The sequence below is a fragment of the Nocardia sp. NPDC101769 genome (genome assembly GCF_044766925.1).
Classification (GTDB): Bacteria; Actinomycetota; Actinomycetes; order Mycobacteriales; family Mycobacteriaceae; genus Nocardia.
On sequence record NZ_JBIWMX010000010.1, the window covers coordinates 64,192 to 80,442 of the forward strand.

Genomic DNA, 16,251 nt, shown 5'->3' on the forward strand with positions numbered 1-16,251 from the left:
CCCTGTTCCGGCACCCCGCGCCCGCCGCGGCGAGGCGCGGGCACGCGCACCACGCGCACCACGCGCTCGGGAGTCCTGCTCCTGGTTCTCGCGGTGACCCTGACCGCTTTCGGCGTCGGCTGCAGCGATCGCACGGAGACCACGACCGAGGCCGACGGCACCGAACCGGTGGGCATCAACAAAGAGGTCACCATGCCCATCGAGGCCGTGACCACCACCGTCGTCGACCCGGGCGCCGAGCCCCGCTCGCCGCTGCGCCGCACCCTCGAGGCGGGCACCACCCAGCAGGTCACGCTCAGTACCGAACATCACATCGAGCAGCAGATCAATCAGCAGGCGCTGCGCGACATCTCCCCGCCTGCGATGACCATTCCGCTCACCGCGCAGTCCGGCACCGACGGGGTGGAACTGACCGTGGGCAATGTCACCTCCCCCGACCCGACCCTCGCCAAGGCTCTGCTGCCCGCGGACGGTTCCCGCGTCGGCTTCGACGTCAGCGACCTGGGGGCGATCACCGCACTCAAGCTGGCGCCCAAGCCCGCCACCTCCGACTCCGCGCGGGCCGCGCTGGAGCAGGCGTTCTATCAGGCCGTGTACCAGTCCATCGCGTTCCCGCCCGACTCCGTGGGCGTGGGCGCGGTGTGGACGGTGCGGCAACAGGTTTCCGGCAGCGTGCCGCTGGAGCAGGTGACCACCTGCACCCTCACGTCGCGGGACGGCAACCAGCTCACCATCGAACTGAATGTGGTGCAGACGCCGAAATCCACTGTGTGGCATCTGCCCAACGAGGCGGGCCAGCTGGAGATCGTCGACTACCTCATGCACGGCACCGGCACCATCGCGGTGGATCTCGGTCTGCCGCTACCGGTTTCCGGTTCGGTCGAGGTGGGCGGCAACCAGACCTACCGCGACCCGCGCAGCTCGGTGACGCTGCGACAGACCCTGCGCACGGAGGTGCAGTGGGGCGCCTGACGCGGCTGGCGCTGCTCGCGGGGGTCCTGGCGCTGGCCGCCACCGCCTGCGGCAGCCACAAGGATTCCGCGCCCGCGCTGCCGAGCCTGGGGCCGGCCGTGCAACCGTCCGGAACACCCGGGGGCGCACCGGTTCTCGACCAGTTCACACTGCGCTCGGAGCTGCTGGACGTGTCGGTGATGCCCGCGGGGTTCACCGCGCTCGACGATCCGCCGCCCGGGAGTTCCGGTGGGGCGGGCGCCAAGACCGATCCGGCACCGTGCGCGAATGTGCTGGCGTCCATGGCCGTTCAGGCTCCGGGGTCGGCGGCGCAGGCCGCTGCCCAGTTCGGCGGGCCGAATTTCGCCAGTGTGGATATCGATGCCGCGTCGTATGCGAATGGCGGAGCAGCGCAGGCTTTTTCCACCGTCCAGTCCATTCTGCCGGGCTGTACCAAGTATTCCGGTCAGGATGCCGACAATACGAAAGTGGAATTCCGGCTGGGCGGTTTGAATCAGCCGCAGGCCGGGGACGGCTCGACCGCATTCCAAGTGCGCACCACCAGTGACGGTCTCACGCTGTACACCGATGTGAGCATTACGCTGGTCGGTTCGACGGTGGTGCAGATCGCCTACTCGGATGCGAAGGAACCCGATCCACAGCAGCTCGGTGCCATGACCGCAGCGCAGGTGCACAAGCTGCAGGGGGCTGCGGGTCCGTAGTCACGGAACTTTTCCCGCATATGCGGCAATTCGGGTGATCATTCGGAAATTCGAGTAATTCTTGTCGGCCCCTGGGCATAAGCTCGACGCGTCCGGCAACAACCTCGAATGGAGGTTTTCGATGTCCGATGTCAAACCCATTCCCGACGGCTACCCGACCGTCTGCCCCTCGCTCGCCTGCAATGGCGCCGCGCAGGCGATCGACTTCTACAAACGCGTTTTCGGCGCCGACGAGCGCTTCCGCATGCCCGGGCCCGAGGGCACGGTCGCACACTGCGAAATGCAGTTCGGCTCTTCGGTGATCATGCTCAGCGACCCGGCGCCGTCCATGGGGTTCCTGGATCCCAAGGCGGTCGGCGGCACCCCGGTCAATCTGTACGTCTACGTCGACGATGTCGACGCCGCCCACGCCGCCGCCCTGTCGGGCGGGGCCCAGGAGCTACAGCCGCCCGCCGACCAGTTCTACGGTGACCGCACCTCGGGCATCGAGGATCCGTGGGGCCACCGCTGGACCCTCGCCCTGCACGTCGAGGATGTCGAGCCGGAGGAGATGGCCAAGCGGATGGCCGACATGCAGGGCTGAGGCCCGGCATACGGTCCGGTAGCACGGTCTGAAAACGCCTCCGCACCCGTTTCGACGAGGAAACGGGTGCGGATCGCGGTCGCGGGCCGGGCGGCTACGGCCGCCCGGTCGCGGTGACTACTGCCAGCCGGTCACGTTGATCGGGCCGGGATTCCAGAGACCGTTGTGCGGGTCGGTGGTCACCACGGGCTTGGCGGTCTGCGCGGAACCGTCGATCCGCTCGAGCCGCTGCAGCTCACCCCAATCCATGCGCGGGTCGTGGTCGAGGTAGGTCGCCAGGGTGACCGGGCGCAACAGCATCGCACTCCAGCCCAGGGCGCCGCCGCCGTCATGGCTCTGCCACAGCGTGGTCATGGCCGCGCCACCGCGGTCGGGCATGATGCGGTAGTCGGGCACCTCGGCGATGCCGTCGAGGTGATCGAACGGCCGCTGGCACGGGAACTGAAGCCCCACTTCCCAATCCAGCAGCACCGGCTTGTCCCGGCCGACGTAGTCCTCCAGCGTCACCGTCTGCGGGATGCGCGGCGGGGTGAGCGCCACCCACTGCTTGGGATCGCTGTCACGGTCCTCGGCGATCACGCGAATCGCGGTGGCCTGCGCCGGAATATCGCTCAGCGGCACCCGCAGATTGCGCCAGGTCGGCGCGGGGCCGATGTCGATGGGCGTGATCCGGCCCTGGGGTTCGACCACACCGTCGGCGCCCGGCACCCCGTACTCGATCTCGACCTGCTGGCCGGGGGTCACGACCCCGTCCTTGTCGGCCGAACGGATGCGCCCGGCCGCGGTGATGGCGATGATGCCGGACCGGTCCTGCTGACCGGGCAGCGCGTACCACCCCGTCGTCAGGGTCGAGACCGCATCGGTGCTGCCGTAGCTGCCCAGCACCGGGGTGTTCGCATTCAGGCCGAAAGGCAGTGGCGCGGTAGTTGTTCCGTCGACCGTGCCGTTGCTGCGGTTGCTGACCGCGCTGGCGACGCTACCGCCGGTGTCGACATCGTCGTCGGGGCGCAGGTCGGTGGACACCCCCTTGGGCGAGAAGCCGACCACGTCCGCGGTGAAGGTGCCGAGCACATCGCCGTTGAGCGGCTTCAGCATGCCCTGGTTCGGGTCCGTCTCGACCAGCACGTCGCGGGCCATGCCGCACGGCTTGCCCAGCACCGCATCCACATTCGAGCGCGCCAGCGAGTACGCCGGGTACTGCGCGACCGCGCCCTTGGCCAGCGAGCCCACCTCGAACAGCACCATGAACGCGGCCGCCACGGTCAGCGGCGGAATCGCCATGAAGCGCCAGCCCAGCTTCGAGATCCGGTGCGGGCCGGGCTGTTCCGGCGCGCGCACATGGAACCAGCCGGCCAGGGCCAGCAGCGCCACCGTGAGCGCCAGGAAGATCTTGTCGACCTCGATCCCGGCCAGCACCACCGACTTGTCGCGCCAGGGCACATTCCAATTCGAGACGTACCACCAGCCGTTGATGCTGGCGAACGCGACCGCGAGCGCGAACGCGATCACCGCCGCGAACAGCGCGCGGTTACGCGGGGAGCGCATCACCCGCGGGCCGACCGCCACCGCGGTCAAAACCGCGATGACTCCGGCCAATCCGGCGTAGATGCCGTTGTGGTGGGTCCACTTGGTGGGGGTGAACATCATCAGCGCGATGACGCCCACACCGGTGCCGAGCACCCGGCGCACCGGGCCCGGCGCGGTGAACGGAATCCGGCCGCCCTTGCGCAGCAACACGAACGCGCACACCAGCAGGCCGATCCAGAATGCGAACATGCCGAAGCGCCGCGCCAGCGAACCATCGATGGTGGGCATGAAAAGGTACTGGTAGCGAATGTATTCGCCATCCCAGTGCACATCCGGGCCGACCGCGGTGTGCACCCGGCTCATCTCGAACATCGACGACAGCGGCTGATCGCAGAACATGATCGCCAGCACCACCGCACCGGCAGCCGCCAGCGGAGCGGCGAGGGTCAGGTAGGCGCCGAAACGGGCCCTCAGGATGGTGAAGGCGTTCGCGCCGGGGGCGGTCGGCTTGCCCAGGACGGTCGCGCGCCGGTTGAGGATCCGCCAGGCCGGCCGGATCCCGGCCAGCAGTGGCGCGAAACAGATGATGCCGGACGGACCGACGGTGCAGGTGAACGCGCCGATCATGATGGCCACGCCGTAGGGCAGCAGCCGGCCCGTCGCGATGGCACGCTCCACCGAGACCCAGGTGAGCAGGACACCCAGCGCCACCAGCGGTTCCGGGCGCAGACCGTTGTTGTACGGCAGCCAGATGGCCAGGAAACCCAGCGCGCCGGTCCACACGGCGACGCGATCGCGGCGGATCCGCGCGCCCAGGCGGGGAATCACCTCGCGGCTGAGCACCAGCCAGATCACGATGCCGGCCAGCAGGGCGGGCAGGCGCATCCACACGCTGGCCGGGCTGACCTGCGCCATGTGGCCGATGAGGTCGTAATACGGAGTGCCGACCGGGGTTTCGGGGACACCGAAGTAGCCGAAGTAGTTGGCCATGTACCCGGCGTGGATCGAGGCCCGGCCCATGCCGTACTGGTAGCCGTCGTCGGAGGTGGTCGCACCGATGAAATGCCAGAGGATCAGCGTGCCCAGCACCACGGCGTCGACGGGCTTGAAGCTCCACCAGTGCTGCGGCAGGAAGCGGCGCGCGCGACGGCCGTCGAGGCGGTCCAGGCGGAACAGCGCGAACAGGGCGATGAGGGTGCCGAGGATGGCGGTCCAGATGGCGATCCGCTTGATCGTGCTCGGCGTCGAGGTGAAGCGGCTGTCCACCTGCGCGGTGACCTTGGCGCCGTCGGAGACGGTCAGGTCGCTGAAGATGCCGACCAGCTGCGGCCGGTAGTCACCGTTCAGGGTGACCGGGGCGACCGTTGATCCGCTCAACGTCGCGGTGGAGGAGGTGGAATCCGAGTGCACGGTGAGCGCGCAACCCGCGCCGAGCTCGTCGACGGGCACGCTCACCAGCGTCTTGTGATGCAGGACCGCTTCCAGCTTGCCCGGCGTGGTCACACCATCGGTGGCGGATGCCGCCGTGACCCGGGCCACGAAGCCGTACTTCTCGAGATCCGGCGCACCATTGGGCGCGGTGGCGGCCAGCGTGCCGCCCTTCGAACCCAGCTGCGTCACAGCCGAACAGGGAATGGTGGCGTCGAAGTTCAACGGCGCGTACGTCACCAGCGGAGCCTCGATGCTCTGCGCCGAATTCCCCTGCGGCCAAGTCAATGTCGTGTGGTCCACCCGGACCGGCAGCAACGGCACCGCCACCGCCGCCAGCACCGCGATCACACCGGCGATCAGAGCGGTCGGCCGCGCCCAGCCCCCTCGAATCCTTCTCTCGGGTTCAGCACCAGCACTCCCGGCGGCATCCTGCCCCGCCTTCTCCAACACGTCGGTCACGACCGCCGATCCTAAGCGGAAGTCATCTTCCCCCGCTCCCCCCTCCACACCTTCTTTCCCCCGAACACCCAACACACCACCCCACCCGCTCAAATCTCCATGCTCCCGCCCCATTAACTGTGTGACAGCTCACATTTCCCCGCCCGATCCAGACCACCGCGAACCGCTGTACCGCGTTCAGCACAGCAGGCCGGCGCAGCCACCGTCCGCACCCCCTGCCGAGTACGTCCAGGGCCCGAGCGCAGTCACCGCCGCGATCCGGCGCGCTCGAGAGCACGCAGGTACCGCCGGCCAACGCGTCGGACATGGCGGCGCGGGGGCCCGAAGAGCGAATCCCGGTCGCGGCGAGCACCAACAGCACGGCCGCCGGTCCCACCAACCTCACCCTGCTGCGGCCCGCCGCTCCAGGCCGGACCCGGACCGTGCACGAAGTCCTGCCTGCTGACTCGGATCATTCCCCGGAGCACAGCCCGCCCGGGACCGCGCCGAGGTCCCGGCGCGTCATCCTGTCGAACTCATTGCTCCAGCGGCGGCCCGGCCTCATCCGACCCTCGATCGGTCCGACGCCCGGGGCTACCACCACCTCCACGGCCGGGCTCGCCGCCATGACGCGACCCACCACCGTGCCCCGGGTTGTGGCCGGGACCGTGTCCGTGGCCCGGAGGGTGTCCCTGTCCCGGCCCGTGACCGCCACCCGGTGGGTGCGGGGGTACGGGTTTCGGCGGGTGGGGATGGGGCGGCGGGGTCGGCTTCGGCGGCTCCTCGGGTTCCCACACGCCGTCCGGCGGGGGCGCCGGAGCGGTGTACTCCGGGATCGGGTCGTAGGACAGGTACCGAGGCGTGTACGGGATCATCGACGTCGTGTCCGGCGGATCATCGTCACCGTGCCCTTGGCCGTGCGCCTCGCCGACGGCATTCGCCCCGCCCGCACCGGTCGGCTGCGGGTGCTGCGAATTCTGGCCCGCCGCAGACGGATTCGCCGACGACGAAGCCTCGCCGGGCGGCTGCGAGTTCTCGTTCTCCCCAGCGCCCGTCGCCTCGGATTGCCCGGACTCCTCGCTGCTCTTCGGCTCGATCCGCTGCGTCGGTTTGTCGCTCTCCTGCGGCTCGGTTTCCTTTGTCGGCTCCTGGTTTCCGCCCGGGTCCGGCTGCTCGTTCTCGCCGGACCGCTGCTCGCCGCCGGGCTCTGTGCTTGCTCCCGACCGCTGAGTGGGTTCGGAGTTCTCTGCCTCCGCAGGCTGTTTCGTCGAGGCCGATTCCTCGCCGTGCACGGGACGGGCGGGCCCGGGCCCGGGGTTGGCGGGAGTCTTTCCCACCGGTGCGCCTGTCGTGTGCCCGGGCGTCGGGTCCGGGCGCGACCCGGGCGCGATCGCGCGGTGGTAGTTGTCCAGCTCGGCCCGCAGTTGCCTGCGGAAATCCCGCATTTCGGCGGCGCCCTGCCTCATCCGCGCGAGAACCTCGATCACCTCGGACTGGCTCAATTTCCCCGAGTCCAGGCGGGCCCGGTCATTATCCAGCTCCGCGCTGCGGCGCAAGATCTCGTCCATACCGGCCCGGCGCATTTGCTCCGGACTCATATCTTCCGGGTCCACGCCAACCGAACGCAGCAGCGCGCGAACCGCGTCCAGCGCGGCATCCGCCGCGCGCTGCCGCTCGACGATGTGCGTCGGCTGGGAACCGGCCGACGGGTCCAGTGGCACATGCCCAGGGTCGGTGCCTCGGCCGGCCGCCGGATCGGGTGCCGAATGCGTTGTACCCTCCCCGGTTTCGCCGCCGAACTTCTCATTGAACTGCCCGAAGTCGTCGATCAGCCGCCCGTAGTCGCCATCCAGCTCCGACAGCCGACGCACCACGGCCTCCAGCCCGGCCCGCCGCAACTGCTCCGGGCTCATCCCATCCGGATCGACCCCGAGCGAACGCACCTGCTCCCGCAGCGCCTCCAACTTCGCCCCGGCCCCGGTGTCGCCATCGGGCTTCGTCCCCGCGGATTCCCGCTCGTGCGCACCCTTCGGCTCAGCCGCCGATGCCGGGTCGGGCGTGGACCCACCCGGCCCTGCGGACTCCGGCTCAGCGCCCATCTCAGTCCCAGAATCAGGCCTCACCCCCGACTCGGACTCGGTCTTCGGCGCAGACGCGGACTTCGAGTCGGGCGCGGTCTTCGGCTCGGAGCCCGAGTTCGGTTCGGCCGACTCGGCCGAACCCTCATGCGCCGACTTCGTCCCGGGCTCAGGTTCAGGCTGCACGCCGGGCTCGGCCTCGGGCTTCGCACCCGACTCGGGTGCCGGCTTCACGCTCGGCTCGGCCGCGGGCTTCGGCGCGGCTTCGGGTGCGGGGTTCGGGCGGGTTTCCGTGGCGGGGCGGGGGTCCGGGGCGAGACGGACTGGGGCGGTGGGGGTTTCAGGTTGGGCGGCGCGGCGGTAATCGTCGAGGTCGGTGCGCAGTTGCCTGCGGGTGTCACCCAGGTCGCGCATGCGCTGTTGGATGCCTTCGCGGGCCTCGAAGTACTCGGCTGGGCCCCGGCCCGCCTCGTTCAGGCGGGCCTGCTCGTCGGACAGCTCGGCGGTACGGCGCATGATCGCGTCCATACCGACCCGGCCCATCCGTTCCGGGCTCATCCCTTCCGGGTCGACGCCGAGCGAACGCAGCAGCGCGCGAGCCGAATCCAGCGCGGCGTCCGCCGTACGCGGCCGCTCGCCCGGCCGCTCCCCGCCGCCCGCGGACGTCGGCTGCGGCTCGCCCTTCAGTCCCGATGCCACGTGCGGCTCGGCCGACGCGCGCCGCTCAGGCGCGGGCCGTGGCTCGGCTGGAGCGGAACGTTCAGGAGCGGTCCGGGCCTCGGATCCGGAAGTGGCCGGGCGCGGCGCTTCCGCCGACCCCAGCGTCGTACTCGGCTGCGGTCGAACGGATTCTGCGTTCGGCGCACCGTCCGACTCCGCATTCGGCCGCGGCCCGCGGCCGGAGTCCGCCCCCTGCGCGGACTCCGGGTCCGGCCCATGACCCGACTCCGGTCCGTGCACGGACTGTGGTCGCGGCCCCGGCGCGCGTCCCGGATCGCCTTCCTGTTCGGATTGCGACTTCGGTTCGGGCGCACTACCCGATCCGCCGCTCCGCTCGGACTGTGGCCGCGGCTCGGGTGTACCGCCCGACTCGCCGCCCTGCTCGGACTGTGGCCGCGGCTCGGGTGTATTGTCCGACTCCGGTTTTCCACTACCTTGCGCCTCGGACGCCGGCTGACGCTCGCCTGGCGTGCGCGACGCGTATTCGTTCTGCGGCCGAGCCGGTGCGGGTTCGGACTGCGGCTCGCCCGGGCGAACCTGGGCGGGCCCGGTCTGCTCGAGCTGCCGTCCCGGCTCGGGCCGGGGCTCGGAATGGGCAGGGGCGGCGGCAGTTTCGACCGCGGCATGGTAGCGACCAAAATCGTCGGTCATTTGCTTGCGGGTGCCCAGCAGGTCCTGCATGCGCTGGTCGAGTTGGTCCTTGATCGTGAAGTGCTCTGCGGGGCCCAGCCCGCGCTGGTTCAGGTGGTCGTACTCCCCTTCCAGTTCGGACAGTCGCTGCACGAACGCGCTCATACCGGCCCGCCGCAGCTGCTCCGGGCTCATCCCTTCCGGATCGACGCCCAGCGAACGCACCTGCTCCCGAAGCGAATCCAGCGCGGTGTCGGCCGCGCCGCGAGGTTCGGTCTCCGGGTTCCCGCCGGTCTCGCGAGTACCCGCCTCCGGCCCGGCGGCACCGCCCGACTCCGGTCGACTCTCGGATGCGGACCCGACCGTCGGCTCGACAGTGGACGCGGGCCTCGGTCCCGACTCGGACTCCGGCTTTGCGACCGGTTCTGTCCCAGACTCCGACTTGGCAACCGGCTCAGCCCTGGACTCCGGCTTTGCGACCGGCTCAGCCCCGGACCCCGGCTCGGCAACCGGCTCAGCCTCGGACCCCGACTTGGCCACCGGCTCAGCCGCGGACTCGCGCCCGGCCACCGGTTCAGTGCGGGTCGGGACCGGTGTGGAGCCATCTCCGGCCGTGGGGGAACCGGTACGCGGTTCAGTGGCGGTTCCACCGGACGCCGGGTGCGAGGCGTTCGCGGGGTCAGGCGTCTGCGTACCGGCAGCCCGGGGGTCGGCCGCGCGTCCGCCGGGGGTTCCGGTCGCGGTGGAACCCGCGCGGGGCCCAGCTTCGGCGCCGGACGAATTCCCGCCACGCACACCAGATTCCGGGTTTGGCGCGCTGCCCGCACGCGGACCGGACTCGCCGCCGGACGGGGTACCAGCACGCGGACCCGGCTCGCCACCGAACGAGGTCCCCCGGCGAGTGCCGGGCTCGCCGGGGGTGCCGCCACGCGAACCGGACTGGGACGCAGACGAATTGCCCGTCCGTGAGCCGGACCCCGTGGCGGACGGGGTTCCGGAGTGCGGGCCGGATCCGGAAGACGAGAGGTTGGTGAGGGGGCTCGGCGCTTCCCCCCTCATGGTTACGGGGGCGGTGGCCGGGGCGGTTCGGGTTGATCGGGTGGACTGGTGCCCCGGATCGGGCGTGGAGGGGTCCGTGCCGGTGGTCGCGGACTGGGGGTGGAGTTGCGCTGCGGCGGGGTCGCCCGACGGCATGGGGGCGCTTCCGTCACCGCCGGCGTTGTGGCTCAGACCGGGGCCGGTGGGCGCTTCGAAGGTGGCGGGATGTGCGCCGGAGGAGACGGTCGGGAGTTTGTAACCCTTGGTCCCGCCGGTCAGCACGCCGTAGGAGGTGGCGCTGGTGATCACGCGGGGATCCCAGCTCCAGTTGTCGGTCTTGCCGTGGAGCAGGTATTCGGGCAGACCGCCCGCGAACCAGGAGGCGAGGGCACCCGCGATGCCGGCGCCGGTACCGACCAGGGCACCGCGGACCGCGTTGCCGAAAGGGTTGCCGACGAACGGCAATTTGCCGGCGGCCTTGCCGAAGATCTCACCGGCCGGCCCGCCGACCGCGCCCGCAGCGGCCGACGTCCACGCGGTCATCGCGACCCGGTTCCAGTCCATGCCGCCGCGATGTCCCTCGGCGATCTGCAGCCCCTGAATGGCCACGTCCTGCCCGGTGCCCAGAACAGTGCTGATGACAACGTGTTTCGCGAGGAACCGGACGAGCGCCGCGACCCCCAGCTTCTCGGCGAGGCGGACGATGGTGGTGACGGTGTGCTCGCCCAGCAGCCGGATGGCCGTGCGCGTGATGAGGGTGGCGGCCGCCTCTTCCTCGGGCGCGGTGGGCGGAAAGCACCAGGCGATGGCGATTTCGATCGCGAGCATGCCCAGCGAGGAAATGACCATGATCTTGGTGTATTCGATCTCGGTGCCCAGCTGGTCGGCTGCTTCGGCGACCTGATCGAGTATGTCGGCGAGCGCCTCGAAGCTCTGCGGGCCCGAGTCGAGCTTGTTCAGGGCCGCGGTCATGGCGTCGAGGCCGTCACCCCACGGATAGGCGTCGACAGTGGCATTCTTGGCGGTCTCCAGATCAGGCAGCAGATCGCGCAGCTGGCTCGCGGCGGCCCGCCAGTCCTCGGCGATGCCCCACATCTGATCTTCGTCGCCCTGCGGCCATGCCGAACCGGCGACCCAGCCGAGCCATTGCAGCTCGCCCGGCATGTCGATGGACATCCGGCCTACCGGTAGCGGTTCGCGTTACCGTGGTCCATCCGCTCGAGCGAGTCGGCGGCCTCGTCCTGCCCCTGCGCATACGAGCCCAATGTTGTTGCCATATTGCGGATTCCGTCATGCAGATTGGAATGCGCGGCGCTGTACCCCTGTGCGCCGTCGGCGAAGGCGCTGCCGTAGCTGTCATCCCCCCAGGCCATACCACGCTGGGCCAGCGAGCGCTCGAGTGTGGCGAGAATCCCGTCGACGCGATCCTCGAGGGCGCGCATCCGCCCTGCGGCACCGCGCAATTGCGCGGGTGTAACACCGACTTTCGTTGCCACTACTGCCCTTTCGCCGATGGATGGGAGATCGACGATGACAGTTGGTGAACCCCGGGCAACAGATCCACGGCCGCGAATTAACGCCACCCTGACAGGTTTCGCCGTCTTCTTGACAAAAACCGTTGTGGGACAGGCGAAACCCGGTCCGGCATCCGCCGCTCGATGCCGGACCGGTCACACGGGACTAGCTGCAGGCCGGGGAGGTCTGGTTGGCCAGCGAGAGCGCGTTGCAGATCCATTCCTTCTGGACCTTCCACTTGCCGTCCTCGGCCACGAAGGGCACAACGGCCTGCTGCGGCGCGCCGCCGTTGATCGCGATCTGGGCGTCGGCGGTGATGGTGCCGTTGCCGAGGTCGGTCACGTTGGTGACGGTGATGGTGGCGTTGTTCTGCTTGTAGGCCTCCGCCAGCCGGTTGGGCAGGCTCGGGTCGGCCGTGACGCCCTGCATCATGTCGAGCTTCTCCGAGTCGGGGATGCTCGGATCCAGCGCCTTCTGCAGCGCGGTGTTCAGGTCCGCCGCGGTCGGGGCCGGCGGGTAGCTCGTCTGCGCCGCGGTGGTCTTGGAGGTGGTGACCTTGGCGGGCTTGCTCTCCTTCTTGTCACCGCTCCCACACGCAGACAGCCCGAGTACGGTCACGACAGCCAGTGCGGCGACGGCGATGCGTCCAGTCTTCTGAAGCTTCAACTGCTCGTCCTTTGCGTTCGAGTAGGTCCGTTCGACAACGTGCCAGCTACACCCGACCGGCGGCGCTGCACGACACGCGACACTACCAACGCGGCGTCTCAGAAGCCGCGTCCGCGACGGATGGCGCGGCATTTTCAGGCTGAATCCTCATAATTCGCGCATTCGGGCTCAACGACGGACAAGCCCCGATACCCCGAAAAGTAAGGAGGACGGGGCCCAGCTCCCGGATCCCCGGAAGGCGCCGGAACCGGCTCAGCGCAGGCTGCCCAGCGGGTCGGCGCGGGTGAGGGCGGGGTCTTCGGCGGGGAATGTGCGGGCGGGACCCGGTCCCGTGGAACGGGTTTCGAACCTGACGGTCACGACCCCGTGGCCCGCGCCCTGCACCCAGCCGTGCCCGAATTCGGGGTGTTCGACATCGAGTCCCGGGTACCAGGTTCCGATGGCGAAGGAGCGGGTCGCGGGCGGCACCACCGGATCCGGGCCACCGGGCACCGCGAAGGTGGGTTCCTCGGAGACCGCGCCATCGGCGTCGACCGTCTGATCCAACTCGGGGAACAGCGATTCCTGACGAATCTCCGATAGTCCGGCGAAACCCACTCCCACCAGGCGAATCGGCCCGATCTCGGCCGGGTCGAGGGCGGACCGCTGAGCCGCGGCGGTGAGGGTGGCGAGATCCTCGGTGGCGTAGGGCAGCGTGGAGGAGCGGGTCACGATGCTCATATCGATCTTCTTGAGCTTGAGCACCACGGTGCGGGCCGCGCGGCCGTCGGTGGTGAGCCGCCGATGGGCGGAGGCGGCCATGGCGTCGATGGCCGGACGCAGCTGGGCGAGGGTGAGAATGTCGGTCTCATAGGTGGTTTCCGCGCTGATCTGCTTGGCCTCCGCGCGCTCGGCCACCGGGCGGTCGTCGATGCCGCGGGCCAGCCGATGCAGCGCCACCCCGATGCTGCCCCCGAGAATCGAGGACGCCTCCGATTCCGGCAGCGCCGCCAGCGCCCCCACGGTCTCGATTCCCAGTGAGCGCAAGCGGCTTTCTGCCACCGGCCCGATCCCCCACAGTCTGCGCACCGGCAGCGCCGACAGGAACCCGTCCTGCTCGGCCGCCGGAATCACCCGCACCCCATCGGGTTTGGCCAGCCCGGAGGCGATCTTGGCGAGCTGCTTGCCGCTGCCCGCCCCGACCGAGGCCACCAGCCCGGTGCGCTCCCGCACCGCCGCCCGCAGCTCCTCACAGAATTCCAGCACCCGCGCCGGAGTGGCCCCGGCCAGTTCCGCCGGTTCCCCGAACGCCTCGTCGAACGACAGCGTCTCCAGCACCGGGATCCGGGTCCGCAGGGTGTCGAAGACCTGCCCGCTGAGTTCGCCGTACACCGCCCCGCGCGGCGGGATCACCACCGCCGACCCGCCGACCAGCCGCCGCGCCTGATGCATGGGCATGGCCGAGCGCGCCCCGAACACCCGCGCCTCGTAGCTGGCTCCCGCCACCACGCCGCGCCCGCCCATGCCGCCCACCAGCACCGGCCGCCCGCGCAGGGTCGGGCGGGTCAGTTGCTCGACCGAGGCGAAGAACGCGTCCATATCTATATGCAGCACCCACCGCCGCTGTCCCGTAGCTCGGGATCCGCTGTCGATTTGCTGTGTGTCCGCCCCCGCCCCGGCCGGCCCGCCGCGCCTGCCCTCCGGCCCTGCACAACCGACCCCACCAGGCACGATGTCCCGGTTCGCGGGGTCGGCAGACGTATTCACACCGGGAAATCTACAAGCGACTACCGACAGGCACGACCTGCCGGATGTGTGATGATTCGTCCATGACGATTCGCAAGGCCGTGATTCCCGCAGCGGGTATCGGCTCGCGCCTGCTGCCGCTGACCAAGGCGATCCCGAAGGAAATGCTCGCGGTGGGCGACAAGCCCGTCATCGAACACACCGTCCGTGAGCTCGTGGCCTCCGGCATCACCGACATCACCATCGTGGTCAGCGCCGGAAAATCGTTGATCCAGGACCACTTCCGCCCCAACCCCGCCCTGGTCGCCCAGCTGCGCGCCGACGGCAAGACCGCCTTCGCCGACGCGGTCGAGGAGGTCGGTGAGCTGAGCCGGCAGGGCCACATCACCTACCTGGACCAGCACGGCCCCTACGGCAACGGCACCCCGGTGCTGAACGCGGCCCGTCACCTGGGCAACGAGCCCATGCTGGTGCTGTGGCCCGATGACGTCTTCGTCGCCGAGGTGCCGCGCGCCCAGCAGCTCATCGACGCCTACGAGAAGACCAACGCGCCGGTGCTGGCGCTCATGCCGATGGATCCGTCCGAGTCGCAGCGCTACGGCGTCCCGGTGGTCGAGGAGACGGTCGGCGAGGGTCTGATGCGGATCAGCGGCCTGAAGGAGAAGCCCAAGCCGGACGACGCCCCGTCCTCCTTCGCCGCCATCGGCGGCTACGTGGTCACCCCGGGCATCATCGCCGAACTGCGCAAGCAGGTAGACCACTGGTACACCCACCGCACCGGCGAGGTGTATCTGACCGATGCCATCAATGTCTTCGCCGCCGAGAATCCGGTGTACGGCCAGGTGATTCGCGGGCGCTGGTACGACACCGGCAACCCGGCCGACTATCTGACCGCGCAATTCGCCTCGGCGCTGGCACATCCGGAGTACGGTCCGCTGTTGCGCCAGCTCGTCGCCGAGTAGGCCGCCGCCGCACCACAGGCCGCCAGGTTCGGCGCACAGGTGCCGTGCGCCCAACCACGCCAGACCGAATTTGTCGAAACCCGAAACATGGGGGCAGGTTTCGGCGATCATGCCGGTGGGTCGGGATACCCCTCTGGATCGAAGGTCGGTTTTGCTAGGCGGATTGGGCACCCGGGCGGCACTGCTCGCGGCGGCAAGTTGTTCTCTTGTCACTACGTTCACCATGGTCGTACCCGCTGGTCCGGCCTTCGGCGCCCCACCCGACCCGATAACCAGCACGGCGAGCCTCGCGGGTACCGCGGTGTCCGATGACGGCTCCGCCATCACCACCTTCGAGGTGCACGACTCCCGGAACCTGACGCTGCACGTGCACTCGGCGGCCATGGACTCCGATATCCCGGTGGAGGTACAGCGTCCCGCCGACACCTCCGAGCCGCGCCCGGTGCTGTATCTGCTCAATGGCGCGGGCGGCGGCCAGGACACGGCGACCTGGAAGCGCAATACCGATTCCACCCAGTTCTTCATGGACAAGAACGTGAACGTGGTGATGCCGATCGGCGGCGCGTTCACCTACTACACCGATTGGCGCAGCCCCGATCCCCGGCTGGGTCAGCCCATGTGGAAGACCTTCCTCACCGAGGAGCTACCACCGCTGGTCGACGCGGCCCTGGCCACCAATGGGATTCACGCCATCGCGGGCATGTCCATGTCGGGCACCTCGGTGCTGCAGCTTCCGATCGCCGCGCCCGGCCTGTACCGGGCCGTCGCCGCCTACAGCGGGTGCGCCCAGATCAGTGATCCGGTCGGCCAGAAGTTCACCGACCTGGTGGTCTCCATCGGCGGCGGCAATCCGGTGAACATGTACGGGCCCATGGACGATCCGGAGTGGGCTGCCAACGACCCCTACGTGCACGCCGAGGCGCTGCGCGGCCTGGGGATCTACGTCTCCAACGGTTCCGGCCTGCCCGGCCGCCACGACAATGTGGCGGATGTGCGCAGCCTCGGTCCGGCGGACGGCGGTCTGCCGCAACAGATCCTGGTCGGCGGCATTCTGGAGGCGGCCAGCGACTGGTGCGCCCGCAATCTCAAGACCCGCCTGCACCAGTTGGACATTCCCGCGACCTTCGACATCGCCAAGCCGGGCACGCACTCCTGGGGCTACTGGCAGGACGCGCTGCGCGCCTCGTGGCCGGTGCTGGCCAAGGGCCTGCAGCTGCCCGAAACGGATTGAGCCGCGACCGGTTCCGGCCCTCGATGCCTTTCCG

At 69.7% G+C, this 16,251-nt stretch carries 10 protein-coding genes; 5 read left to right on the forward strand and 5 right to left on the reverse strand.

The genetic code is table 11. The annotated features are described in order from the left end of the window. Nucleotides 1–75 precede the first annotated feature (75 nt). The 3 genes from ACIRRA_RS17975 to ACIRRA_RS17985 all read left to right on the forward strand — a co-directional run bounded on the left by ACIRRA_RS17975 (nt 76) and on the right by ACIRRA_RS17985 (nt 2,256). On the forward strand, nt 76–972 hold the full coding sequence (locus tag ACIRRA_RS17975; RefSeq protein ID WP_402769291.1) for a hypothetical protein: 897 nt from the start codon (nt 76–78) through the stop codon (nt 970–972). Further along, nucleotides 960–1,673, forward strand: coding sequence for a hypothetical protein (locus ACIRRA_RS17980; RefSeq protein ID WP_402768908.1), 714 nt, complete (start codon nt 960–962; stop codon nt 1,671–1,673). Before ACIRRA_RS17975 ends, ACIRRA_RS17980 begins: the two co-directional genes overlap by 13 nt. Before the next feature lie 121 nt (nt 1,674–1,794). After that, complete coding sequence (locus ACIRRA_RS17985) at nt 1,795–2,256, forward strand: VOC family protein (RefSeq protein WP_402768910.1); 462 nt, start codon at nt 1,795–1,797, stop codon at nt 2,254–2,256. 117 nt (nt 2,257–2,373) lie between these two features. Here ACIRRA_RS17985 and ACIRRA_RS17990 read toward each other — a convergent pair whose 3' ends face one another. From ACIRRA_RS17990 to ACIRRA_RS18010, 5 genes are all read right to left on the reverse strand, one after another. Continuing rightward, a complete protein-coding gene (locus ACIRRA_RS17990) occupies nt 2,374–5,673 on the reverse strand; it encodes an arabinosyltransferase domain-containing protein (protein WP_402768913.1) in 3,300 nt (1,099 codons plus the stop codon). 515 nt (nt 5,674–6,188) lie between these two features. After that, the gene (locus ACIRRA_RS17995) at nt 6,189–11,294 is read right to left on the reverse strand and encodes a hypothetical protein (RefSeq protein ID WP_402768916.1); all 5,106 of its coding nucleotides are present in this window, start codon (nt 11,292–11,294) and stop codon (nt 6,189–6,191) included. 5 nt (nt 11,295–11,299) lie between these two features. Further along, nucleotides 11,300–11,701, reverse strand: a complete 402-nt coding sequence (locus ACIRRA_RS18000) for a WXG100 family type VII secretion target (RefSeq protein WP_402768919.1) — start codon at nt 11,699–11,701, stop codon at nt 11,300–11,302. Nucleotides 11,702–11,798: 97 nt separating this feature from the next. Continuing rightward, complete coding sequence (locus tag ACIRRA_RS18005) at nt 11,799–12,299, reverse strand: hypothetical protein (protein WP_402768922.1); 501 nt, start codon at nt 12,297–12,299, stop codon at nt 11,799–11,801. Nucleotides 12,300–12,551: 252 nt separating this feature from the next. Beyond that, the gene (locus ACIRRA_RS18010) at nt 12,552–13,877 is read right to left on the reverse strand and encodes a DNA polymerase IV (protein ID WP_402768925.1); all 1,326 of its coding nucleotides are present in this window, start codon (nt 13,875–13,877) and stop codon (nt 12,552–12,554) included. Between the two features lie 230 nt (nt 13,878–14,107). Between ACIRRA_RS18010 and ACIRRA_RS18015 the strand changes: the two genes are divergently transcribed. Together ACIRRA_RS18015 and ACIRRA_RS18020 are read left to right on the forward strand one after the other, a co-directional pair. Continuing rightward, on the forward strand, nt 14,108–14,986 hold the full coding sequence (locus tag ACIRRA_RS18015; RefSeq protein ID WP_402768928.1) for a UTP--glucose-1-phosphate uridylyltransferase: 879 nt from the start codon (nt 14,108–14,110) through the stop codon (nt 14,984–14,986). 223 nt (nt 14,987–15,209) lie between these two features. Then, nucleotides 15,210–16,217 (forward strand): alpha/beta hydrolase, encoded by a 1,008-nt coding sequence (locus ACIRRA_RS18020; RefSeq protein ID WP_402768931.1) that lies wholly within the window; start codon nt 15,210–15,212, stop codon nt 16,215–16,217. Nucleotides 16,218–16,251 lie beyond the last annotated feature (34 nt).